The sequence below is a fragment of the Lacimicrobium alkaliphilum genome (assembly GCF_002591895.1).
Taxonomy (GTDB): Bacteria; Pseudomonadota; Gammaproteobacteria; order Enterobacterales; family Alteromonadaceae; genus Lacimicrobium; species Lacimicrobium alkaliphilum.
In genome coordinates this window covers 45,448-68,100 of record NZ_NISX01000004.1, presented here as the reverse complement: position 1 = coordinate 68,100, position 22,653 = coordinate 45,448, and the positions used below count along the sequence as shown (strand labels likewise).

The 22,653-nt window shown below is 47.6% G+C and carries 21 protein-coding genes and 1 other RNA gene; 20 read left to right on the top strand and 2 right to left on the bottom strand.

Features of this window, described 5'->3' with window-relative positions; genetic code table 11:
• Positions 1 to 13: 13 nt before the first annotated feature.
• On the bottom strand, positions 14 to 481 hold the full coding sequence (locus tag CDA54_RS05045; RefSeq protein WP_099033922.1) for an Lrp/AsnC family transcriptional regulator: 468 nt from the start codon (positions 479 to 481) through the stop codon (positions 14 to 16).
• A gap of 214 nt (positions 482 to 695) precedes the next feature.
• Between CDA54_RS05045 and CDA54_RS05040 the strand changes: the two genes are divergently transcribed.
• Both CDA54_RS05040 and ffs read left to right on the top strand, forming a co-directional pair.
• Positions 696 to 1,751: a Leu/Phe/Val dehydrogenase gene (locus tag CDA54_RS05040; protein WP_099034087.1), complete on the top strand. Its 1,056-nt coding sequence runs from the start codon at positions 696 to 698 to the stop codon at positions 1,749 to 1,751.
• Positions 1,752 to 1,885: 134 nt separating this feature from the next.
• An RNA gene (gene ffs, locus CDA54_RS05035) (signal recognition particle sRNA small type) lies at positions 1,886 to 1,982 on the top strand.
• A 23-nt stretch (positions 1,983 to 2,005) separates the two neighbouring features.
• Here ffs and CDA54_RS05030 read toward each other — a convergent pair.
• Positions 2,006 to 2,272, bottom strand: a complete 267-nt coding sequence (locus CDA54_RS05030; RefSeq protein ID WP_099033921.1) for a late competence development ComFB family protein — start codon at positions 2,270 to 2,272, stop codon at positions 2,006 to 2,008.
• Between the two features lie 192 nt (positions 2,273 to 2,464).
• Between CDA54_RS05030 and CDA54_RS05025 the strand changes: the two genes are divergently transcribed.
• The 18 genes from CDA54_RS05025 (at position 2,465) to htpG (ending at position 22,564) form a co-directional block, all read left to right on the top strand.
• Positions 2,465 to 3,559, top strand: coding sequence for a tryptophan 2,3-dioxygenase family protein (locus tag CDA54_RS05025; protein ID WP_099033920.1), 1,095 nt, complete (start codon positions 2,465 to 2,467; stop codon positions 3,557 to 3,559).
• 358 nt (positions 3,560 to 3,917) lie between these two features.
• Positions 3,918 to 6,794, top strand: coding sequence for a TonB-dependent receptor plug domain-containing protein (locus CDA54_RS05020; RefSeq protein WP_099033919.1), 2,877 nt, complete (start codon positions 3,918 to 3,920; stop codon positions 6,792 to 6,794).
• A gap of 111 nt (positions 6,795 to 6,905) precedes the next feature.
• On the top strand, positions 6,906 to 8,555 hold the full coding sequence (locus CDA54_RS05015) for a tetratricopeptide repeat-containing sulfotransferase family protein (RefSeq protein ID WP_099033918.1): 1,650 nt from the start codon (positions 6,906 to 6,908) through the stop codon (positions 8,553 to 8,555).
• Positions 8,556 to 8,915: 360 nt separating this feature from the next.
• On the top strand, positions 8,916 to 9,680 hold the full coding sequence (locus tag CDA54_RS05010) for a DUF3450 domain-containing protein (RefSeq protein WP_099034086.1): 765 nt from the start codon (positions 8,916 to 8,918) through the stop codon (positions 9,678 to 9,680).
• A 6-nt stretch (positions 9,681 to 9,686) separates the two neighbouring features.
• Positions 9,687 to 11,039, top strand: a complete 1,353-nt coding sequence (locus CDA54_RS05005; RefSeq protein ID WP_099033917.1) for a MotA/TolQ/ExbB proton channel family protein — start codon at positions 9,687 to 9,689, stop codon at positions 11,037 to 11,039.
• 1 nt (position 11,040) lies between these two features.
• Complete coding sequence (locus tag CDA54_RS05000; protein ID WP_062477759.1) at positions 11,041 to 11,565, top strand: MotA/TolQ/ExbB proton channel family protein; 525 nt, start codon at positions 11,041 to 11,043, stop codon at positions 11,563 to 11,565.
• A gap of 12 nt (positions 11,566 to 11,577) precedes the next feature.
• On the top strand, positions 11,578 to 11,979 hold the full coding sequence (locus tag CDA54_RS04995) for an ExbD/TolR family protein (RefSeq protein WP_099033916.1): 402 nt from the start codon (positions 11,578 to 11,580) through the stop codon (positions 11,977 to 11,979).
• 1 nt (position 11,980) lies between these two features.
• Positions 11,981 to 12,592: an energy transducer TonB gene (locus tag CDA54_RS04990; protein WP_099033915.1), complete on the top strand. Its 612-nt coding sequence runs from the start codon at positions 11,981 to 11,983 to the stop codon at positions 12,590 to 12,592.
• The gene (locus CDA54_RS04985; RefSeq protein WP_099033914.1) at positions 12,592 to 13,863 is read left to right on the top strand and encodes a tetratricopeptide repeat protein; all 1,272 of its coding nucleotides are present in this window, start codon (positions 12,592 to 12,594) and stop codon (positions 13,861 to 13,863) included. The genes CDA54_RS04990 and CDA54_RS04985 overlap by 1 nt, the downstream gene beginning before the upstream one ends.
• Before the next feature lie 291 nt (positions 13,864 to 14,154).
• The gene (locus CDA54_RS04980) at positions 14,155 to 14,637 is read left to right on the top strand and encodes an HvfA family oxazolone/thioamide-modified RiPP metallophore (RefSeq protein ID WP_099033913.1); all 483 of its coding nucleotides are present in this window, start codon (positions 14,155 to 14,157) and stop codon (positions 14,635 to 14,637) included.
• Between the two features lie 59 nt (positions 14,638 to 14,696).
• A complete protein-coding gene (locus CDA54_RS04975) occupies positions 14,697 to 15,536 on the top strand; it encodes an HvfB family MNIO-type RiPP peptide maturase (protein WP_099033912.1) in 840 nt (279 codons plus the stop codon).
• Positions 15,536 to 16,279 (top strand): HvfC family RiPP maturation protein, encoded by a 744-nt coding sequence (locus CDA54_RS04970; protein WP_099033911.1) that lies wholly within the window; start codon positions 15,536 to 15,538, stop codon positions 16,277 to 16,279. Before CDA54_RS04975 ends, CDA54_RS04970 begins: the two co-directional genes overlap by 1 nt.
• A gap of 79 nt (positions 16,280 to 16,358) precedes the next feature.
• On the top strand, positions 16,359 to 16,481 hold the full coding sequence (locus CDA54_RS19925) for a hypothetical protein (protein ID WP_268235297.1): 123 nt from the start codon (positions 16,359 to 16,361) through the stop codon (positions 16,479 to 16,481).
• A gap of 30 nt (positions 16,482 to 16,511) precedes the next feature.
• The gene (gene apt, locus CDA54_RS04965) at positions 16,512 to 17,048 is read left to right on the top strand and encodes an adenine phosphoribosyltransferase (protein WP_099033910.1); all 537 of its coding nucleotides are present in this window, start codon (positions 16,512 to 16,514) and stop codon (positions 17,046 to 17,048) included.
• Between the two features lie 8 nt (positions 17,049 to 17,056).
• A complete protein-coding gene (gene dnaX, locus CDA54_RS04960) occupies positions 17,057 to 19,435 on the top strand; it encodes a DNA polymerase III subunit gamma/tau (RefSeq protein WP_099033909.1) in 2,379 nt (792 codons plus the stop codon).
• A gap of 73 nt (positions 19,436 to 19,508) precedes the next feature.
• Positions 19,509 to 19,835 carry a YbaB/EbfC family nucleoid-associated protein gene (locus CDA54_RS04955; protein ID WP_099033908.1) on the top strand — a complete coding sequence of 109 codons (327 nt, stop codon included), beginning with the start codon at positions 19,509 to 19,511 and terminating at the stop codon, positions 19,833 to 19,835.
• A gap of 79 nt (positions 19,836 to 19,914) precedes the next feature.
• Positions 19,915 to 20,514: a recombination mediator RecR gene (gene recR, locus CDA54_RS04950; protein ID WP_099033907.1), complete on the top strand. Its 600-nt coding sequence runs from the start codon at positions 19,915 to 19,917 to the stop codon at positions 20,512 to 20,514.
• 127 nt (positions 20,515 to 20,641) lie between these two features.
• On the top strand, positions 20,642 to 22,564 hold the full coding sequence (gene htpG, locus CDA54_RS04945; RefSeq protein WP_099033906.1) for a molecular chaperone HtpG: 1,923 nt from the start codon (positions 20,642 to 20,644) through the stop codon (positions 22,562 to 22,564).
• Positions 22,565 to 22,653 lie beyond the last annotated feature (89 nt).

Genomic DNA, 22,653 nt, shown 5'->3' with positions numbered 1-22,653 from the left:
CATCACTAATCCCTCAGCACTGCTTTATCGGCAGTTCAGTGGTGTTTTTCACTTGTTTGAGGGCAAAAGTGGAACTCAGATGGTCAACACTTGGCAGGTGGGTCAGTTTACTCTTAAGCAAATGCTCATATTCTTCGATACTTTCCACAACGACTTTAAGTAAATAATCTTTTTCACCACTGGTGGTGTGGCACTCTACCACCTCCGGAATATCCTGCACCGAGGCTTCAAAACTGTTAAGCGATTCCTCATCATGATTTTTCAGGGTCACATAGATGAACACGCTGACGCCCAGATTGAGCCTTTTATTGTCCAGCAGTGTCACTTTACGACGGATGATGCCATCACTTTCCAGTTTCTTAACTCGGCGCCAACAAGGGGTGTGAGACAGTCCTACCCGCTGACTGAGTTCTGCCATAGAGACGGTGGCGTCTCTTTGTAAAACGCGCAGTATTTCCCGATCAAATTTGTCTAGTTTCATATAAGGCTGTGAGATAATGAAGTTGCCCAAGGATGCGGAAAAAAAGTTTGTTTTTCAAGGGAATTTAATAGGATGTGTATCCTAGTATTGTTCAGTTTCAGTTACGCCAGTTGCGCTAACTGATACCAGGCTTCTAACATAGCAAGACATATCCTCTAAGCCATGCGCTACCATGTGCGCAACTTTTAGCTTCCAGAACTTTGTGGGTATATTTATGTCTGTTTTTGATCATCCGGCCTACGACCAACATGAACATGTGGCGTTTTATCATGATATCAAAAGTGGTCTGAAAGCCATTATTGCCGTTCATAACACCAATCTTGGGCCCTCTTTGGGGGGGTGTCGTATGTGGCCCTATGCCAATAGCGCAGAAGCCCTGACCGATGTATTAAGACTCTCTAAGGGAATGTCTTACAAGTCTGCTATGGCCAACCTTAAGCTAGGTGGCGGCAAATCGGTCATTATCGGTGATCCACGCAAAGATAAATCAAGCGACATGATGTTAGCGATGGGCGACTTCATTCAGAGTCTTGGAGGCAAATACATCAGTGCCGAAGACTCAGGTATTGCAGTCAGTGATTTGAAGACCATGGCGCAGCGCAGCAGTTATATTGCCGGCACACATGCCAAGTACCGTTATGATGGTGGCCCTGCTGATGGCAATCCTGCACCGTCAACGGCCTACGGCGTTTATATGGGGTTGAAGGCGTCTGTAGCGCATAAGCTAAAGTCAGACCTTAAAGGCGTATCCGTGGCGATCCAGGGGTTAGGCCATGTGGGTTTCCGACTTGCAGAACATCTGCATAAAGAAGGCGCCAAACTGTATGTAACGGATATCTACCCGGACAATCTGGATAAGGCCGCTCAGCAGTTCGGTGCAACAGTGGTTTCTCCTGATGAGATATTTGCGCTGGATGTGGATGTCTTTGCGCCCTGTGCTCTGGGCTCTGCGATTAATGATCATTCAATTGGCCAGCTCAAAGCCAGCGTGATCGCGGGCGCTGCAAACAACCAGTTGGCCGAAGAGCGCCATGGTCAGATGTTAATGGAAAAAGGCATTCTGTATGCGCCCGATTATGTGATCAACGCAGGTGGTGTGATCGATATATATCACCAGAAACAGGGCAGCACAGCCGAAGCCTTGCGTAAGCACCTTGAGGGGCTTGGAGACACATTAACTGAAATTTATCAGAAAGCGGAACAACAGGGGCTTCCTACCAATATTGAAGCGAATAAGATCGCCGAACAACGCTTTTTAGCCGGGGTCTGAAGACGATCTGAATCCTGTATTGGTATTGTTATCGGATTTTTACCCGTTTAACGCCGAACGCGGCTTGAAACCATCTCAGGGTTCAGAGATAATGCGCGCCGCCTGAGATGACCTCAGGCTTTCAATGGTGGTCCTGTTGGTCCTCCCGCAATGATACTTTATGAACCCGGTCAGGCCTGGAAGGGAGCAGCCGCAGTAAAGAACTCATGTGCCGGGATGTGGCTGGCAGGACTGCCACCCTCCTGATTTATCTGTTATTCCTGACGTTTTTTGTCGAGAAATTCTTTGGCTTTACTCAGCGCTGATGCCACATTCATTTCCATCTGGTGGCGCTCGTTAGGGGATACATAAAACGCCATGTCCACTTCATAGCGAATATATCTGGGGGGGACCTGATTCAGCGTCAGGCAACAGAGATCGGCAAGGTAATCCTGATTTTCTGTTTTATCCAGTCCCATCTGCTCAATCTTTTCCAGTACCAGGTGTTCATAGTAATTGTGAATATCATCGTCCAACTTCATGTTCCGACCTTTTTTAGTTGTTTTACAGTCGCTCAGGCGCGGGCCTGAAGCGGCTAATGACAGAGTGATGGTTACCTCTGCCGATGCAGTAACAAATTATCTACAATCCTAAGATAGACAGAATACTCTGATACTGGCAACTGTTACCGGTACAGATGTTAGACTGAAGCGGTTCAATGATCGGGGAATAAAATGAAGAAAAATCAGCAACCCGTCTACTATGGCGAGTATCTTCAACTGGATAAATTACTTGGTGCACAGGCATTGCAGAGCAGCAAATATGGGCCGCCGGCCCATGAAGAGACGCTGTTTATTATTGTGCATCAGACTTATGAGCTTTGGTTTAAACAGATTTTGCATGAGTTGTCCTCTGTTATGGACGTGTTCTGTGAACAGCAGGTCAGAGATCAGCAATTAACCACCGTTGTCCACCGGCTAAAGCGTGTCATCAGTATTCAGGAACTGCTGAATGACCAGATCGGTATCATGGAAACCATGAGCCCCCAGCAGTTTTTATCTTTCCGAGATTATCTTGTACCGGCGTCGGGCTTTCAGAGCATTCAGTTTAAAATGCTGGAAATTTCACTGGGTCTGAAGCGCGGTACCCGCATAGATTTTGATAAGCAGTCCTTTTATAACAGGCTGAATCAGTCAGACCGTGACTTTCTCGAGCAACTGGAACAAAAGCCCAGCTTATTTGAACTTACGCAATCCTGGCTTGAGCGTCTTCCTTTGCTGGAGTTTGGTGACTTTAAGTTCTGGCAACTTTATCGCGATGCGACTGAGAAAATGCTGGCCAGCGATGAGCAGATCATCCGCAGCAACCCAACCTTGTCTGATAAAGAGCGGCGTCAGGAAATAAAAGAGCTGGAAAGTACCCGAGAGACGTTTACAACCTTATGGGATGATAAGAAATATTCTCAGTGGCAGGCAGATGGCCATTTCAGACTATCGCAAAAAGCCTTGATGGCGGCGCTGTTTATTAATCAATATAGTGAAGAGCCGCTTTTTAACCTGCCCTGTCAGCTTATTCACTGCCTGACTGAGATTGACGAGAAACTTACTATCTGGCGATACCGCCATGCGATGATGGTGCAGCGCATGCTGGGTGGTAAAATCGGTACCGGAGGATCTTCCGGGCATGAATACCTCAAACGCACCACAGAAACTAACCGTATCTTTCAGGACTTTTTCAATATGGCGACGTTTTTGTTACCCAAAGAGGCACTTCCACAGTTGCCTGCCCATGTAAAAAAACACCTGGGGTTTGTACTTAGCAAGGAATGAGTGAGTGTTTTTCTTCAACAACCGGATACGCCAGAGCTGAAAGTGGTCCGCCCAAGACAGGCGAACAAAATGTAAATTATTTGGGCAACAGCAGGAAAATGACGATGAAAGCGATGTATTTCGGTCATTCCGGGATGCTATATAGTAACAATAACTTTACATAAGTGCGTGGGACGACAATCTGATTCGCAGAATGTTCCCAACTGACTTTCCAATCTGTATTGACCCTGCATCAGAGCTGTGTGTATTATCAACGTAGAGGCTCACTACCTCTTTAAATAAGAAGCCGCAAAAGCGGTAAACAATAATCACTAAAAAAATGTGTCACTAACATTTTGGTGGTCCAGGGAGACAAAACATGTATACAAAATCCAGATTAGCTGGAGCAGTGCGTACGGCACTGACTCTGGGTGCTGCTACCGCAGCCTTCACTCCTGTTGCCATGGCGCAGCAAGAAGGCGCTGAATCAGTAGAGAAAATTTCAATTACGGGCTCACGTATCCAACGTGTAAACATGGTTAGCGCCAGCCCTATCACAGAAATCACGGCCGCTGATATTGCCATCACCGGTATGACCCGTGTGGAAGATATCCTTAACGATATGCCAGCGCTGTTCGCTGCGCAAACCGGTAACCTGGCAAATGGTTCAACAGGTACAGCAACGCTGGACCTGCGGAACCTCGGCTCTACTCGTACACTGGTGCTGGTTAATGGCCGTCGCCTGCCTTCTGGTTCTCCGGGCGCCGGTGGTATTGCCCCCGATGTTAACCAGATTCCTGCTACGCTGATTGAGCGTATCGAAGTGCTGACCGGTGGTGCTTCTGCAACTTACGGTTCTGATGCGATTGCCGGTGTGGTTAACTTTATCCTTAAGGATGATTTCGAAGGTTTTAACTTCGATTACCAGCACAGCTTCTATCAGCATAATAACGACAATGGCACTATTCAGGATATCGTCCGTGGTGATGGTTATGATCTGCCAACCAGCCATGTTCGTGATGGTCACGCTAATGACTTCTCCTTTATGGTGGGTGCTAATACTGCTGATGGCCGCGGTAATGTGACCATGTATGGTACTTTCCGTGACATCCAGTCGCTGAGACTTTCAGAGCGTGATTACAGCTCCTGTGCCCTGTTTGGCACGGCTGATGATTTTGTTTGTGGTGGTTCCGGTACGATTCCTCAGGGCCGCATTACCGACTTTGATACTTTTGACTATCAGGTCGAAGGTGATCAGTTTGTACCCAGAACTGCCCTTTATAACTATGGTCCGCTGAACTATTACCAGCGCCCCGATGATCGCAAAACACTGGGTGCACTGGGTAAATATGAAATCAATGAACACGCCGAAGTCTATGCAGAAGTTAGCTACATGGATGACCGCAGTGTGGCTCAGATCGCCCCTTCCGGTGCTTTCTTTGTAACTGACAAAATCTTCTGTGGTAACCCTTTCCTGTCTGATCAGCAGTTTGGTTTGTTATGTGACGACCGTGGCTTGACCAAAGATGATTTCAGTGAAGGTACTTACATTGGCCGTCGTAACGTCGAAGGTGGTCCTCGTCAGGATGACCTGCGTCACACCTCAATGAAAGCAGTACTGGGTGTTCGTGGTATTATCGATGATAACTGGTCATATGACTTATTCGCTAACCACGGCTCTGTTGCCTATGTACAGACTTACCGTAACGAACTGTCAATCACCAACATTAAGCGCGCGCTGGACGTTGTTGAAGATGACAGCGGCAACCCGGTTTGTCGTTCTGTTGTAGATGGTAGCGATCCTAACTGTGTGCCCTGGAATATTTTTGAAACTGGCGGTGTAACGCAGTCTGCTCTGGATTATCTGATTAAGCCTCTTTACGCCCGTGGTGATACCAAGACCACACAGGTAAGTGGTTATGTTACTGGTGATTTAACCGAAGCCGGCGTAATGGTGCCAGGTACCTCTACCGGTGTCGGTGTGGTATTGGGTAGCGAATATCGTCGTGAACACTTGATTCTGGAACCTGACTTTGGTTTCACTTCAGGTGATGGTGCCGGTCAGGGTGGCCCAACCAAGGGTGTTGAGGGGTCATACAGCGTAACCGAGGTGTTTGGTGAGCTGGATATTCCACTGCTTGAAGCCAAAGAGTTCGCTGACGAGCTGACCTTAGAGCTGGCCTTCCGTCACTCTGATTACTCCACAGACAAAACTACTAATACCTATAAGTACGCTTTAGACTGGGGTATTAACGAAGACATTCGTTTCCGTGCCAGCTATCAGCGTGCGGTGCGTGCCGGTAACGTGCGTGACTTGTTCCGCCCGCAAAGCATCGGTCTGTTTAATATGTTGGCCGACCCTTGTGGTGTGGGTGGTAACCTGACACTGGAGCAGTGTCTGAATACCGGTCTGACTGCAGACCAGTACCAAAGTGGTGCACTGGAAAGCCCTGCAGGACAGTATAATCAGGTTACAGGTGGTAATCCGGAACTGGATCCTGAAGTATCTGATACCTACTCCTTCGGTTTTGCATTATCGCCCAGCGCATTGCCTGGCTTTAATATGAATGTCGACTACTTCGATATTGAAATTGAAGATGCGATCGCCAATATCCCGTCAGATATTATTATAAATCTGTGTGGTACCACTGGCGATGCGCAGTTCTGTGACCTGATTAACCGTGGTCCTAACGGTAATTTGTGGGTTGGCCAGGCCAGTGTAACGGCAACGGATATCAATATCGGTTATCGCGCCACCTCAGGCGTGGATATCGAAGCCACCTATGACTTTGATATCGGCGAAATGGGCGGTATGAAAGTGTCCATGGTGGGAACCTGGTTAGAGAAACTGGATGAGCTGCCACTACCTGGTGCAGACCTTATCGAATGTGCCGGTAAATGGGATCGTAATGCCTGTGGCTCACCGTCTCCTGAATGGCGCCATAACCTCCGCGCAACCTGGAATACGCCTTGGGATGCAACTGTTACTGCAACCTGGCGCTATATGGGTGAGGCGGAAGAGTTAGGTGATCCAGATGTACCTACCACGTTTGATGCTCAGAACTACTTAGATCTGGCAGCCACATGGCAGGCGCATGAGAATGTATCTCTGAGACTGGGTGTTAACAACGTACTGGATAAAGAGCCACCGCTGATGCCTAACGCACCAGCAGGTTCCGGTAACGGTAACACCTTCCCTGGCGCCTATGACGCTCTGGGACGCTATGTATTCGCTGGTGTAAGTCTGACTTACTAAGCGGTATGAGTTAAATACTAAAAGCGGCCTCACTGAGGCCGCTTTTTTTTTGTGTTTAGAAAAATCGCCATCAACCGGGTATGATGCTTGTCAAAAAAGCGGGGGATATCCATGTTGGCAGAAAAAGAACTGAATAGTGTTGTCAGCTTATGTCGGCAAGGTCAGTGGCAATCTGCACTTGCTCTGTGTCTCCGGTGTCACAGAATTGCCGAAGTCCCTCATAAACAGGCCTTTAGTCAACTACTGGCTGATATCTACAGGGCTACAGGGCAGTTTAAGGAAGCTGAAGCTCAACTTAGTGATCTCGCCAGAATCAATCCTGATAGACTTGGTTATACCCAACAGCTTGCCGAGCTGTACAAGCACCAAAAGATGCCTGAAAAAGGGATTAGCTGCTATCAACAGTTTATGCTGAACAACCCTGATAACGCCGATGCCTATTTTAATCTGGCATTGTTATACAAAGAGCAGAGTCGCCCAATTCAGGCTGAAGAGGCCTATAACAAGGCTCTGGCCCTGAATATTGCTCAGCCTGAGGAAGTTCATACGAACTTGGCGGTTTTATATTCTGAGATGCGGCGCGAAGAGGACGCTAAGGTAAGTCTTAAACGTGCTCTGGAAATTAATCCCGATTATGTTCCCGCGCTGTTTAATCTGGCTACCTTATTTGAAGAGTTCGGGGATAAACCTCAGGCGAAACAACAATATCAAAGGTTGCTAAAGCACCAGCCCTCGAATACCGAGGTACTGGCTCGTCTGGTTCAGTGCGACAAAGTACAGCCAGAGCAGGGCGGAATATTGCAACGGCTGACCTCATCGCTGAAAAACAACCCTAATCTTAGTCAATTAGAGCGTGAAGCGGGCTACTTTGCGCTTGGTAAAGGTTACGATGACTTACGAGATTATGCGACGGCCTTTAATTACTACTCACAAGCCAATGCATTGTGCAGCAAAAGGCTTCCCCCCTATAAGGCTGAACAGACAGAGTCTCAGGTAACAACTATTCTGACATCGACTGATAACAACTGGGTGAAGCAGACTCAGACTTCTAGTGATTTTGAACCGGTCTTTATCTGTGGCATGTTTCGTTCAGGCACCACATTGCTTGAACAGATACTCAGCGCACACCCCATGGTGACCAGTGGTGGTGAGTTGAGTGTACTAAAACGCTGCGTAGAGAAAGTGGAGGCTGAGAACACTGAGAAACAGATGACTAAAGCGCAAGTTCTGGAGTTAAGTACCATGTACCAGAAGGGCATAGAGGCACTGTTTCCAGAAGCTAAAATGGTGACCGATAAACGCCCTGATAATTTCTGGCATCTGGGTGTGATTCGCTCTGCCTTTCCCAAGGCGAAAATTATTTGCACTGACAGACATCCATTAGATATTTGTTTGTCAGTGTACTTTCAGCATCTGGGTAATGAATTACCCTACAATGCGAATATGGAACATATTGCGCATTACTATATGCAATATAAAAAGTTGTTGAAACATTTTAAAGAACTGATGCCGGATAACCTGATTTGTGTCGATTATCAACAATTGGTGATGGAGCCGGAAGATACGATGAAGAGGGTATTAGAGTTCTGTGGACTACCCTGGTCAGAGGATTGTATGCAGTTCCATAAGTCCAGTTCTGTAGTCAAAACCGCAAGTGTCTGGCAGGTCAGACAGCCACTGTATATGCACTCTCTTGAACGGTGGCGCAATTACGAAAGTTATTTGTCTGGCGTCAGAGAAATTGTCGCAAGTGAACTTTAAAGTCGCAAAAGAAGCTTTTGAACTGACCAGAAAAACTGGCGATTCTTAGCTGATATTTCGCACAGGTAACCTGACGCCTATTAGTTCTTCAATGCCATGTACAAATTCGTATCCCTGTATTTCATCTTATATCCTCTGATACTGACCACAACCACATTAATGAATTGTAAATGAGCCGCTGGCTGACCTTGACAATTTTATCTGTTCCGTGTGAACATTCGAGGTCGAGCCTTTGGATGAATAAATCCTGCAAAGGCTTCTTACCAAAAGCAGAACCGTTTTTAACGCCCCTCACGAAGGCTAGACCAAGCCTTGGGTGAGGATTCAAGATAAAAAAATTGGTTGGGAACTATGTCCAAAATGAGCAAGAGAAATCTGATTGCTTCTGCCGTTATCAGCGCATTCGCGCTAGGTGGCAGCCAAGTTGTCTCTGCAGACCCACTTAATGATTTGCATAAAGAAGAAGCAAGAATCCATGTGGCTGCAGCGCAATCCCAAAAGAAAATTAACAGCATCTATGAGCAAACCCAGGAATTACTGGCAGAGTATCGTGCTGTTGTCGATGAAACTGAGAACCTCAAGGTTTATAACGACCATTTGGCTCGCCTTGTTGCCGACCAGGAAGCTGGCATTGCCTCGTTACAACGTCAGATTGACGGTATTGAAGGCGTCAAGCGTGGTGTTGTGCCGTTGATGTATCGCATGATCGACTCACTGGAACAGTTTATTGAGTTGGATGTGCCGATCAACTATGACGAACGTATGGATCGTATTGCTCACTTGCGCGAGCTGATGGGTAAATCCAACGTCACCACCTCTGAACAGTTCCGCCAGGTGCTTGAAGCCTACCAGATAGAGAACGAATACGGTTCACGTATCCGCGCTTATCAGGGTGAGCTGGAGCATAATGGTCAGACGATTTCGGCTGATTTCTTTAATCTTGGTCGTACCGCCTTGTTGGCACTGTCTCTGGACCAGAAAAACGCCTGGGTATGGAACAATGATAGTCGCACCTGGGAACAGCTGGGTGATGAGTATCTGAGTTCAGTAGTCAAAGCGGTTCGTATGGCCCGTAAACTGGTGCCTTTCGATATGATTAAATTGCCAATTAAAGCTGCGGAGTAATTCAGAATGAAAACAATATTCAAATCTGTACTACTTACAGCGGCAATGGCTGTAAGTGTTGCACCAGTTCAGGCGGCGACGTCACTGGATCAACTGCTTGAAGAAGTTAAGAAAAACCGTGTATCCGAAGCGCGCATTAATTCACAGCGTGAAGCGGAATTTAATTCTGCCCGTGCCGACAAACAGGCACTGCTGCGTAAAGCTAAATCAGAGCTTAAAGCTGAGCAGGATCGCGGTGACCGTCTGACAAAACAATACGCTGATAACGAAGTGCGTCTGGCTGAGAAAGAACAGGAACTGGATACCGCTACCGGTACCCTTGGTGAAATGTTCGGTGTGGTTCGTCAGGCTTCCGGCGAGGCCTATGGCCGTATCTCCACCTCAATTGTCAGTGCCGAGTATCCCGGCCGAGGCGCTTTCCTTGAAGAGATGTCTTCAGAGTCAAAAGGCCTGCCAAATATTCAGGAGCTGGAAGAGCTGTGGATTGCTCTGCAGACTGAAATGACCGAGTCCGGTAAAGTTTCCCGCTTTGAAACAGAAGTGGTGAGCCTGGATGGTGGTTCAAGTCGCCAGGAAGTGGTGCGCGTTGGTACCTTTAACCTGGTTGGTGAAGAAGGCTACCTGCTGTACAACTCTGAGAATGCTCAGGTGCAACCGCTGGGTCGTCAGCCCGATGGCTACATGCTGAGTGCTGCAGAAGACTTTAAAGGCGCTACATCCGGTATCGCACCTTTCTATGTGGATCCTTCACAAGGTTCCATCCTTGGTCTGCTGACAGCCAAAGCAACATTGTCTGAGCGTTACCATGCCGGTGGTTTACCAGGCTATGTCATCACCGGGCTGTTCATTCTTGGTTTACTGATTGCTTTGTACAAGATTGTTACTCTGACCGTAATGAGTGGCAAGATTCGTTCTCAGCTGAACAACACCTCTAATCCTTCATCTTCTAACCCTCTGGGTCGTATCCTGCAGGTTTATAAAGAGAATAAGGGCGCAGATGTAGAGAACCTTGAACTGAAACTCGATGAAGCCATTTTGCGTGAGTTGCCGAAGATTGAGTCTGGTGTGAATATCATCAAGATTCTTGCTGCCATCGCCCCGCTGTTGGGTCTGCTAGGTACGGTTATCGGTATGATTGCCACCTTCCAGCAGATTACCCTGTTTGGTACCGGTGATCCGAAGATCATGGCGGGCAGTATTTCAATGGCATTGGTAACCACGGCTCAGGGTATTATTGCAGCCTTGCCACTGATTCTGTTACACAGCATCGTAGCGGGTCGCAGTAAGTCTATTATGCATACCCTGGATGAGCAGGCAGCGGGTATCGTTGCTGTCCACGCTGAGGCGGAGAAAGCTTAATATGTTATACCTGATAGAACTCTGGGAATCTGTCAGGGATTTTATCGCTACCGGCGGTGACGTGCTTTATATCGTCGCTGCCGCGCTCTTCCTCATGTGGTTATTGATGATTGAGCGCTATTGGTATGTGTCCTCGGTGTTCCCGAAAGTGATGAAACAGATCATCAATGATTGGGAAAGCCGTAAGGACACCACATCCTGGTATGCGCATAGAATCCGTGAAGCATGGATTTCACAAGCATCAGACAAGCTCAGTGAGAGATTGTTGTTGATTAAAACCTTAGTGGCTATATGTCCTCTGATAGGATTGTTGGGTACAGTGACGGGCATGATTTCAGTCTTTGAAGTTATGTCTGTGCAAGGGACGGGGAATCCTCGTCTGATGGCCGGCGGTATCTCTATGGCGACTATTCCAACGATGGCCGGAATGGTAGCGGCCCTTTCGGGTGTGTTTTTCAGCTCCCGGCTGGAAGCAAAGGTAAAAATTTCCAAAGAGAGATTGGTCGACAGCTTGCCTCATCATTAAAGAGAGAATTATATGGCTCGTAAACAACGTACCGAAGAAGAAGACGCGACTATTGATATGACACCGATGCTCGACATCGTGTTTATCATGCTGATCTTCTTCATCGTCACGACCTCTTTTATTAAAGAGGCGGGTATAGAAGTAAATAAACCTACGTCTGATCAGGCGAGCAGGCAGAAAGCCGCCAACATCTTTATTGCCATAACCGAAGATGGTGATGTATGGATGGACAAGCGTCAGATTGATGTTGAACGGGTCCGTGCAAACTTAGAGCGCCTGTTGGCAGAGCAACCAACCGATGTGGTGATTGTTCAGGCCGATATGGAATCTAATCACGGAGTAGTGGTAGAAGTAATGGATCAGATCAAAGCCGCTGGTATTGATCGGATCTCCATAGCAGCAAAGGAAAATTAATATGCTTCGTCTAATAGTTTCTATACTAATAGGTGCGGCCATTACCTTTGCCTTGTTTGTGTTAATGGCCAAACTCATTGCTAATTCATCGAGACCTGTTGATGAGGCGCCTCCGGCTCCTGTCATTGATATCGTTATGAATGAGCCTGATCAGTCGACACAAACCCGTTCAAGGGTGCCGCCACCGCCGCCACCGCCGCCACAACAGCCTCCTAAAATGGAGCCTCAGGAACCCGATTCGGCAGAGCCTGATGCTGATATGGCATTTAACATGCCAGGTGTGGATGTAAGTGGAGCCTCTGTTGATATTGGTGACCCTGGGTCATTGATGCGCGACGGTGAAGCTACGCCAATTGTCAGAATCGAACCTAAGTACCCAATTGAAGCAGCCAGAGATGGTAAAGAAGGTTGGGTAAGATTATCTTTCACCATTAACGAATTGGGTGGTGTAGAAGATATTCAGGTTATTGATGCTGAGCCAAAACGTATTTTTGACCGGGAAGCCCGACGTGCCCTCAGTCGTTGGAAATACAAGGCAAAGGTTGTGGATGGTAAACCGGTTAAACAGTTTGACATGAAGGTTCAACTGGACTTTACATTGGAGAAATCGTAATGAGATTAACGAAAAATCCAATCACTAAGGTGTTAGCAGTAACCGTGCTGGCGCTGGGTAGTTACTCCACCGGGGTAATGGCTCAGAGTTCTCCGGCCGTCGTGTGTCCTGATTATAAACAGCCTTCCTCCAAGGTTCCAAGCCAGCGAGTGGGCAGAAAGATTCAGGATGCTTTTGAAGCCTACAGTAATGACCTGGTGGATGAAGCCATTTCGATATTGCTTGATATCGATACATCTGATGAGTTCGATCGCGCTTATACAGATCGTTTTGTAGGTAATCTGCTGGCAGCTAAAGAGGGCGAGGCAAAACGTGCTTTGAGCTATCTTGAAGGTGCGGCCAGGAAGAAACTGCTTAACGATACTGAACACGCTAACACGCTCAAACTGGTTGCTGATTTGAATCTTCAGGAAGAAAATTACGCTACCGCAGTAGAGTGGTATAAAAAGTGGCAGGATTTCACCTGTAAGGAAAACCCGGATGTTTACGTACGTATGGCGCAGGCCTATTACGAACTGAAGCAACTGGATAAGATTATTGAGCCGGCAAACAAAGCGATTGCTTTGTACGAAGAGCCCAATAAGAACCCTTACGTGTTGAAAATGACCTCTTACTATGAACGTAAGATGTATCCACAGACGATTGAAGTGGCTGAGGAACTTGTCAGAATGTTCCCGGATACGCCTCAGTGGTGGACTCAGTTAGGCTTCTTCTACATGTTAGTAGAGGACTACAAAAGAGCCTTGTCTACTTTCGAAATGGCGTTAAACCAGGGCTACCTGAAGAAAAAGTCAGAGATCAATGCGTTGGCGCAACTGTATGCGACTAATGACATTCCCTATAAGTCAGCGAAGTTACAGGAGAAATACCTGAAAGAAGGCTTACTGGAAAGGGATGCCTCAAGGTTGTCAGGTATCGCTAATGTCTGGCATCAGGCGAAAGAACTCAAAGAGGCCGCTAACTACTATGGTCAGGCAGCAGCTTTGAGCAATGATCCTGATCATTTCCGCAGACAAGGCAGTTTATTGCTGGCTGCTGAAAATTATAGTCAGGCGATTAGTGCTCTTCAGAAAGCAGTTGACCGTACTCCTGAGAACGAGTCGGGCCGGTTGTATATGGCGATGATGGAAGCGTATTTTTATCAAGGTAAGTTTAAGGAAGCGCACAAATATGTGCAGCTTGCCAAGAAAGATAAGAATACCGCACGCAGCGCAAGAAGCTGGGAGCCGTATATTAAGGATAAAGCCCGTAACCGTGGTATTAGTTTGTAAGAAAAGCCCTTCGGGGCTTTTTTTTTGCTCGTCTCATCCGTGAGACTCTCCCGCTGCGCGGGCCAGCTAAAGCTGTCCTAAAATTCTCCCGGAGTTTTAGTGCTCGTCTCATCCCTGAGACTCTCCCGCTTCGCGGGCCAGCTAAAGCTGTCCTAAAACTCTCCTGAAGTTTTAATGCCCTCTGAACAGCAAAATGCGGCGATGAATGAAATATTTTTTTAGTCACCTTGGTCTATGCTATTGGTAGTGCCAATTGGCCTATGTTTAATAATGAAAAACAGGAAGATAGTGATGAAACAGATTAAAAAAACAGGTATAGCAACAGCGTTGGGCGCAGTAGTAATTGGCTCTTTGAGTCATGTGGCAGTCGCCAACGAGGTCGGGAATTTCGGCATGCAGACTCTTGAGTCTGGTTACATGCAATTCGCCGAAGGTAAAGACAGTGAAGGCAAATGCGGCGAAGGAAAGTGTGGCGGCGATAAAGCCAAAAAAGAAGGCAAGTGCGGCGAAGGGAAATGTGGCGGCGACAAAGCTAAAAAAGAAGGTAAGTGCGGAGAAGGCAAGTGTGGTGGCGACAAAGCTAAAAAAGAAGGTAAGTGCGGCGAAGGAAAGTGTGGCGGCGACAAGGCTCACAAAGAAGGTAAATGTGGCGAAGGGAAATGTGGCGGCGACAAAGCTAAAAAAGAAGGTAAGTGTGGAGAAGGCAAATGCGGTGGCGATAAAGCCAAAAAAGAAGGCAAATGTGGCGAAGCCAAATGTGGTGGCATGAAATAATATAGTGCTGGCTGTTCCGGAAAGGCCGGGCTTTGCCGGCCTTTTTTACGGGAGGAACAATGAGACAACAAGCGAAACAGGTAGGCCTGGGTTTACGTCGTGAAATGCTGGATGAACTGGAAGGTTCCATACCTGAGTGCGTGGACTTCTGGGAAATAGCTCCGGAAAACTGGATACCCCTCGGCGGTGGTTATGCACGAAAACTCAAAACACTTACAACTAAACAGACTTTTAAGACCCATGGACTGTCTCTTTCAATTGGCAGTCCAGATCCTTTAGATATCGAGTTTGTTAAGACTGTAAAGGCTTTCCTCGATCTACATGGCATTGAGGACTACAGTGAACATCTGAGCTATTGCTCTGCAGATGGGCACCTGTATGATCTTATGCCTATACCTTTTACGGAAGAGGCGGTGAAATATGTGGCAGAGAGAGTCACGCTGGTACAGGATATTATCGAGCGTCCCTTGATTCTGGAAAACGTGTCTTACTATGCCGCACCGGGCCAGGAATTGTCGGAGCAGGAATTTACTCTTGGCGTATTGCAGGAGGCAGACTGTCGGTTACTTCTCGACGTAAATAATATCTATGTCAATTCAGTCAACCATGGGTATAACGCAGAAAAGTTTCTAAAATCTATGCCCACTGAACGCATTGCTTATGCTCATATTGCAGGCCACTACAACGAGGCTGACGATCTCATCGTTGATACTCATGGGGCCGATGTCATTGAGCCGGTGTGGGACCTTCTGGATATGGCCTATGATCATCACGGTGTATTTCCCACTTTACTTGAGCGTGATTTCAATATCCCGCCAATGGATGTTTTATTACAGGAGGTCCGCAGAATTGGGGCTTTGCAGGAAAAGCATATTCCAGCAATGGGGAAAAGAGCCTGATGCGAGATTTTCATCAGCTACAACAACAATTCGCGCAACACCTGAAGAACCCGGAGACCTGTGCCCCCCCACCAGATCTGGAAAGCAGGCGAATGGCTATTTATCGCGACCTGTTCTTCAATAATATTCTTGGTTTTCTTGGGAATGGCTTCCCGGTGCTGCAATCACTGTATGAGCAGGATCAGTGGTTGAAACTATGCCGTACTTTTTATCATCAGCATCACTGTCGTTCCCCCTATTTTGTTGATATCAGCAAAGAGTTTGTCGAGTTCCTGGCGAATGAATATCAGGTTGTTTCCTCCGATCCTCCTTTTCTGGCAGAGCTGGCCCATTATGAGTGGGTTGAACTGGCAATCAGCACAAGTAAGGATGATCTCTCAGGAGATTACTGGGATGGGGAAGGGGAGTATCACAGAGTTCAGGTATCTGAACTGGCTTGGGTATTGAGCTATCAGTTTCCCGTTCACCGAATCTGTCCTGACTTCCAGCCGCTGCAGGCCAGTGGTCCTTACTTTTTTGTTGTTTGCAGAGACAATCAGGATCAGGTGTGTTTTACCGAGATCGATCAGGTTAATGCCTTTATGCTTAACCATATTGAACAACAGGGGCCTCTGCAATTCGATACTTTGTTGAGTGCCATGGAACAGGCGATGCCGCAATTTCCTCCGCAACAGTTACATCAACAGGTTAAACAGGCCGTTGAGTCTTTGTTACAAAAGCAGGTATTGTTGACTAATTCTTAACGGCATGACGCTTAACGCCTATCAATTCAACTGGCTTTGGATTAAAATTTGCGGCTGTTGTTTATCAAGGTAAAGCATTATGCATCAAGATAAAGAATTCAAAGATCCTTTCAACATGAAATACTTTCTGGCAGTGCTGGTGGTGTTACTGGCCCTGCCTTTGTTGCATGTCATACTGGCCTGGGGTGTTTATTATTTCTGAAAACTCCAAAACCGAATACAGGCAGGGTGTATGAGCGCAGAGTATATTAAGTCTGTGATTACCACTGTACCGGATTATCCCCGACCGGGCGTTCAGTTTCGCGATGTGACCTCGGTAATGCAGGATAAAAAGGCCTTCGCCAGCTGCATTGATCTGTTGGCTGAGCATTACCAGAGCCATCAGTTTGACAAGATAGCCGGTACCGAAGCCAGGGGGTTTATATTTGGTGCACCTCTGGCCAAGGCGCTTGGCGCCGGTTTTGTGCCTGTACGTAAGTTTAATAAGTTACCCAGGGCGGTGATTCAGCAAAGCTATGAACTGGAATACGGCTCAGATGTTTTAGAGTTGCATAGAGATGCCATAGGCAGTAATGAAAAGGTGCTGTTGCTGGATGATCTTTTAGCGACAGGGGGCACGATGCTGGCAACGGCAACCTTGGTTCGCCAGCTTGGTGGTATTGTTGAGCATGCAGCCTTCGTGATTAACCTGCCTGATCTCGGTGGTGCAGCGAAGCTATCAGAACAGAAAATCAACTGCCATTTTTTGTGTGAGTTCGAGGGAGATTAACAGACTCAATGAGTTATCAGGTTCTTGCTCGTAAATGGCGCCCCGCAAACTTTGCTCAACTGGTTGGGCAAGAGCATGTCGTCAGTGCTATTTCTAATGCGTTGGACAATGATCGCCTTCATCACGCGTATCTGTTCACGGGGACCCGGGGGGTCGGAAAAACCACCATTGCGCGGATCTTCTCTAAGAGTCTCAATTGTGAACAAGGCCAGAGTGCAAATCCGTGTGGCCAGTGCTCAACCTGCAAGGAAATAGATGCCGGCAGTTTTGTTGATTTACTGGAAATTGATGCGGCATCACGCACTAAAGTAGAAGACACCCGTGAACTGTTGGATAATGTTCAGTACCGTCCTACTCACGGGCGCTTCAAGGTCTATTTGATCGATGAAGTGCATATGCTCTCCAAACACAGTTTTAATGCGCTGCTAAAAACCCTGGAAGAACCCCCTCCGCATGTGAAGTTTCTGCTGGCGACCACCGATCCGCAAAAGCTCCCGGTAACCATTTTATCGCGTTGCCTGCAGTTTAATCTCAAGGCACTGTCAAGAGAGCAGATTACACAGCAGTTAAAGCATATCCTTAGCCAGGAGTCCTTTGAGTTTGATGCTGAGGCGTTGGCCCAGATTGCCCGCGCAGCCCAGGGGAGTATGCGCGATGCACTGAGCCTTACTGATCAGGCCATTGCTCAGGGGAATGGCCAGGTATCGGTGCGTGTGGTTGTGGAAATGCTGGGCCTGATGGATAAAAATCAGGTGCTGAAATTGTTGCACAGTGTCATAAAAGGCGAGTCTGAAAAAGTACTGCAACAAGTAGATGAGCTCTCCTTTCAGGCTCCTGACTATGGCCAGTTGTTGGCTGAAATACTCAGCTTACTGCATCAGATAGCCCTGACACAATTGGTGCCAGACAGTTGTAAACTGGAGACGGTGACAGCAAGGGCTATATATCAGTTGGCTAAAGGCCTTGATCCGGAGCAGGTACAACTGCTCTATCAAATAGCCCTGCAGGGGCGAAAAGATCTGCCTTACGCCGCAGATGGCCGGGCTGGCCTGGAAATGACCCTGTTAAGAATGCTGGCCTTCACTCCTTCATCTCAAAAAAAAACACTGGCAGAAATTGAGCAGCTGATGCCGGATAGCCCTAGTGGCTCATCGCAATCGCCACAAGCGCCTGAGACAAAGGAAGATGTTGAACAACTGGAAGCGCAACAACAACAAATATGGCAGCAGGCTGAACAATTGCATCCTTCCAGGGTTGAACAAACTGAACAGAATAATGATGCTGTGTTCCCAGAGCCAGAGCCAGAGCCAGAGCCAGAGCCAGAGCCAGAGCCAAATTTAAGCAGAACAGAACAACTACTGGCGCTGAGGAAAAAGCTGCGCAGCGAATCACAACAACAGGTCCAGGCTGAACAGGCTGACAAGAAAACACCCTTCAGATTCCCGGGTGATGTCACCAGGTCTGCAGAGATAGTCTCACCGGATGCTAAGCATCAACAGGGAACCGTTTCAGAGCAACAAGCCGGGCACAACAACCCAGCTGTAAAAGCACCTGAGGTTCACCAGGCTGGTACTGACATACTCAGAGGGGGGCAGTCCTTCGCATCTGAATATGAATCTCCGCCGCCCTGGGACGATGACGCCATTGAACAGTTTGATTCTGAACCTGCGCCGGAGCAGGATATAACACTGTTTTCTGAGAACACGTCAACGTTACTCAATGACCCTGGCCTGCGAGAAAAAGCAGAAGGCGAACCTGAACGCGCTGTCGTATCACAGGCAGATGCCGGGCCAACGGATAATGAATACATCGCGCCCGTTGCTGAAGAGCCTGGCGGGCAATTGACTGAACCTGACTCACCAGAGTCAGACAAAGAGAATGTCAGGCAGTTACAGGGCGAGCTGGAAACAGATGCGATACTGGCCGAATACCAGCAAGAAGATGAAGCCGTGCTGAAGGTTGATATGCAGATTCCGGTATTTGTGGGTGAGCAGGAAAAAGTACTTCATGCCTCACAAATTGACAGCTGGAGCCAGCTTATTGAGAAAATGCCTGTCAGTGGCCTGATCAAGCAATTAGCCTTGCACAGTCGTTGCAATATCTCCGGTAATCGCGTCAGGCTGACCTTGCAGCAAAGCAAGCAACATCTTTACACGCCATCGGCACATCAGCAATTGGCGGAGGCGCTGGAACAGGCTTTGGGCCATGAGATTGAAATGCAGGTTGAACAAGGAGAGCCTGTTAATACGCCTTTTGCTCTGGGTGTCGAGATTAAAAAGGTGCGCCAACGGTTTGCCGAGCAGATCCTGGACTCCGATGAAGGCGTAACCCTGTTAAAAAATGAATTTGGTGCGTCACTGGTGGCGCAAAGTATTGTACCCAGATAATACTCTGTCTATGAGGTTATCCGGGTATAGAGAACACAACAGGCACAGCGTGCTGATATAGAAAGAGGTAATTATGTTTAAAGGCGGAATGGGTAATATCATGAAGCAGGCCCAGCAGATGCAGGATCGCATGCAGCAGGCCCAGGAAGAGCTGGCGGATCTTGAAGTGACAGGTGAAGCAGGTGCTGGATTAGTTAAGATTACAATGACCTGTAATCATAATGTACGCAAAGTCGAAATTGATCAGAGTCTGATGGAAGATGATAAAGATATGATCGAGGATCTGGTTGCTGCGGCCACTAACGATGCAGTAAGGCGCATACAGGAAACAACCAAGGAAAAAATGTCATCTGTGACGGGCGGCATGCCACTGCCTCCGGGTATGAAAATGCCGTTTTAAGGCGTTTCATTGAGCTTCTTTATGGCATTATGACAGGTTCATAATGCCTGCTTAATTTAGTCATCAGACAGAAAAGTGCATGAAATTCAGTCCATTACTTAATGAACTTATTACCAGCCTTAAGTATTTGCCGGGCGTGGGTCAGAAAACAGCTCAGCGTATGGCATTTCAGATGCTCGAACGAAATCGTGACGGTGCGCTGGCCCTGTCTGATGCCCTGCGAAATGCCATGGAGCATGTGCAACATTGTGCGCAATGCCGTACTTTTACCGAATCTCGGCTTTGCGATATCTGTGCCAGCCCGAAACGTCAGCAAGCTGGTGTCCTCTGTGTGGTGGAAAGCCCACAGGATGTCATGGCCGTTGAGCAAACCAGTGAATTCAAAGGGCTGTACTTTGTGTTGATGGGGCATTTGTCACCTATTGATGGCATCGGGCCGGCCGAAATTGGTCTCGATAATCTTGCCCAGATGCTGGATGACAACCCCGTTGAGGAAGTGATTCTTGCCACTAACCCTACGGTGGAGGGTGAGGCAACGGCGCATTATATTGCCCAGATGTGCCGTTCAAGAGATATCAAAGCCAGCCGCATTGCTCATGGGGTTCCGGTGGGCGGCGAGCTGGAATATCTGGACGGTTCGACCCTCACCCATGCGTTCTCTGGTCGCAGAATATTGTAATTTCTGTTGCAGCCATTGATTTTCTCTACTTAATCCCTATCTCCTAGTTCGAGTCATTTTTTTCAGTCTGCTGCAAGGGCCAGTGCGCCTGAGTGGCAGTATTACACGAACCAGGAGAGTTGAGTTTATGGCCGAAACAGCCCATAAAGAAACCCATGGCTTTCAGACTGAGGTAAAGCAATTACTTCAGCTGATGATCCATTCCCTTTATTCGAACAAAGAAATTTTTCTGAGGGAGCTGGTCTCTAATGCCGCTGACGCCTCAGATAAGCTGCGCTTTAAAGCTTTGTCTGATGATAGCTTGTATGAGAATGATGGTGAACTACGCGTTCGCTTGTCGGTGGATAAAGATGCCGGCACTGTGACCATTTCTGACAATGGTATTGGTATGACCCGGGATGATGTTATCGAACATCTGGGGACTATTGCCAAATCAGGAACGGCTGAATTTTTTAGTAAACTTTCTGGTGATCAGGCCAGGGATTCCCAATTGATCGGTCAGTTTGGTGTGGGTTTTTACTCTGCCTTTATTGTCGCAGATAAGGTAACTGTGCGGACCCGGGCGGCGGGTCAGGAAGCCGATCGCGGTGTGGAATGGCAAAGTGAAGGCGAAGGCAATTTTACGGTTGCTGATATTGATAAGCCCGAACGCGGTACTGATGTCATCTTGCATCTGAAAGAAGATGAGAAAGAATTTCTCGATGACTGGCGTTTGCGTTCGATCATCGGAAAGTACTCTGACCATATTAGTGTTGCCGTACAGATGTACAAAGAAGAAGTGCCAGAACGTGATGGTCCTGATGGTGAAAAGATCGCTGCGGAGCCTGCTCACTGGGAAACCATTAACAAAGCAACCGCTCTGTGGACCAGGGATAAATCAGAAGTTTCCGATGAGGAATACAAAGAGTTCTACAAGCATATTTCTCATGATTACGGCGATCCTCTGTTGTGGTCTCATAATAAAGTTGAGGGTAAAACTGAATACACCAGTTTGTTATATGTGCCCGCTAAGGCACCCTTTGACATGTGGAACAGAGAGCAGAAACACGGTCTGAAACTCTATGTACAACGCGTCTTTATCATGGATGACGCAGAACAATTTATGCCCACGTATCTGCGTTTTGTAAAAGGCGTACTGGACTCTAATGATTTGCCGTTGAATGTGTCCCGGGAAATTCTGCAGGACAATCGTATTTCACAGGCTATGCGCCAGGGTTGTACCAAAAAAGTGCTGCAGATGCTCGAACGGATGGCTAAGAACCAACCTGAACAATACCAGAGTTTCTGGCAAGAGTTCGGGAATGTACTTAAAGAAGGGCCTGCAGAAGATTTCAGCAATAAGGAAAAAGTCGCCGGGCTGCTTCGCTTTGCCTCGACGGAAGATGATAGTTCTGAGGAAAAGGTGTCTCTGGATGATTACATCGAGCGCATGAAGGAAGGCCAGGACAAGATCTACTACATTACTGCAGACAGCTATGCCGCAGCGAAAACCAGTCCTCATCTGGAGATTTTCCGCAAGAAAGGCATTGAAGTGTTGTTGATGTCAGAGCGGATCGACGAGTGGTTGATGTCACATCTTACCGACTATAAGGAAAAGTCATTCCAGTCGATCACGAAAGGTGATCTGGATTTAGGCGAACTGGAAGACGAAGAGAGTAAGAAAGCCCAGGAGCAAGCTGAGAAAGACGTTGAAGGTTTGACAGAGCGGGTTAAAAAGGCACTGGGTGATAAAGTCAAAGATGTGAAGCTGAGTCATCGTTTGATTGACTCTCCTGCCTGTGTGGTGGCTGATGATCAGGGAATGAGTACACAGATGGTTAAACTGATGCAGGCGGCAGGCCAGCCGGTGCCGGAGGTGAGCTATCACTTTGAAGTAAACCCTGAGCATGCGTTGATTAAAACCCTGGCCAATATTCAGGATGAAGACAGGTTCACGCAACTGACCGACATTCTATTTGACCAGGCATCACTGACAGAGCAGGGCAGTATGAAAGACCCTGCCAGCTATGTGAACAAGGTCAACCAGCTACTGGTAAGCCTGGTAAAGTAAAGTTTTAAAAAAGCTGAACAAACGGGCCTTCGGGCCCGTTTTTACTGTCAGGAACGGTTTAATCCCGATATAACGAGAGAAGTAGACCT

Excerpts from the sequence above, each read along its gene's own strand:
- CDA54_RS05010 (WP_099034086.1), top strand. The coding sequence starts at position 8,916 with ATGAGCAAGAGAAATCTGATTGCTTCTGCCGTTATCAGCGCATTCGCG.
- CDA54_RS04980 (WP_099033913.1), top strand. The coding sequence starts at position 14,155 with ATGAAACAGATTAAAAAAACAGGTATAGCAACAGCGTTGGGCGCAGTA.
- apt (WP_099033910.1), top strand. The coding sequence starts at position 16,512 with ATGAGCGCAGAGTATATTAAGTCTGTGATTACCACTGTACCGGATTAT.
- CDA54_RS04970 (WP_099033911.1), top strand. The coding sequence starts at position 15,536 with ATGCGAGATTTTCATCAGCTACAACAACAATTCGCGCAACACCTGAAG.
- CDA54_RS04955 (WP_099033908.1), top strand. The coding sequence starts at position 19,509 with ATGTTTAAAGGCGGAATGGGTAATATCATGAAGCAGGCCCAGCAGATG.
- CDA54_RS05020 (WP_099033919.1), top strand. The coding sequence starts at position 3,918 with ATGTATACAAAATCCAGATTAGCTGGAGCAGTGCGTACGGCACTGACT.
- CDA54_RS04990 (WP_099033915.1), top strand. The coding sequence starts at position 11,981 with ATGCTTCGTCTAATAGTTTCTATACTAATAGGTGCGGCCATTACCTTT.
- CDA54_RS04985 (WP_099033914.1), top strand. The coding sequence starts at position 12,592 with ATGAGATTAACGAAAAATCCAATCACTAAGGTGTTAGCAGTAACCGTG.
- CDA54_RS04995 (WP_099033916.1), top strand. The coding sequence starts at position 11,578 with ATGGCTCGTAAACAACGTACCGAAGAAGAAGACGCGACTATTGATATG.
- CDA54_RS05005 (WP_099033917.1), top strand. The coding sequence starts at position 9,687 with ATGAAAACAATATTCAAATCTGTACTACTTACAGCGGCAATGGCTGTA.
- CDA54_RS04975 (WP_099033912.1), top strand. The coding sequence starts at position 14,697 with ATGAGACAACAAGCGAAACAGGTAGGCCTGGGTTTACGTCGTGAAATG.
- CDA54_RS05045 (WP_099033922.1), bottom strand. The coding sequence starts at position 481 with ATGAAACTAGACAAATTTGATCGGGAAATACTGCGCGTTTTACAAAGA.
- CDA54_RS05040 (WP_099034087.1), top strand. The coding sequence starts at position 696 with ATGTCTGTTTTTGATCATCCGGCCTACGACCAACATGAACATGTGGCG.
- recR (WP_099033907.1), top strand. The coding sequence starts at position 19,915 with ATGAAATTCAGTCCATTACTTAATGAACTTATTACCAGCCTTAAGTAT.
- CDA54_RS05030 (WP_099033921.1), bottom strand. The coding sequence starts at position 2,272 with ATGAAGTTGGACGATGATATTCACAATTACTATGAACACCTGGTACTG.
- dnaX (WP_099033909.1), top strand. The coding sequence starts at position 17,057 with ATGAGTTATCAGGTTCTTGCTCGTAAATGGCGCCCCGCAAACTTTGCT.
- CDA54_RS19925 (WP_268235297.1), top strand. The coding sequence starts at position 16,359 with ATGCATCAAGATAAAGAATTCAAAGATCCTTTCAACATGAAATACTTT.
- CDA54_RS05025 (WP_099033920.1), top strand. The coding sequence starts at position 2,465 with ATGAAGAAAAATCAGCAACCCGTCTACTATGGCGAGTATCTTCAACTG.
- CDA54_RS05015 (WP_099033918.1), top strand. The coding sequence starts at position 6,906 with ATGTTGGCAGAAAAAGAACTGAATAGTGTTGTCAGCTTATGTCGGCAA.
- CDA54_RS05000 (WP_062477759.1), top strand. The coding sequence starts at position 11,041 with ATGTTATACCTGATAGAACTCTGGGAATCTGTCAGGGATTTTATCGCT.
- htpG (WP_099033906.1), top strand. The coding sequence starts at position 20,642 with ATGGCCGAAACAGCCCATAAAGAAACCCATGGCTTTCAGACTGAGGTA.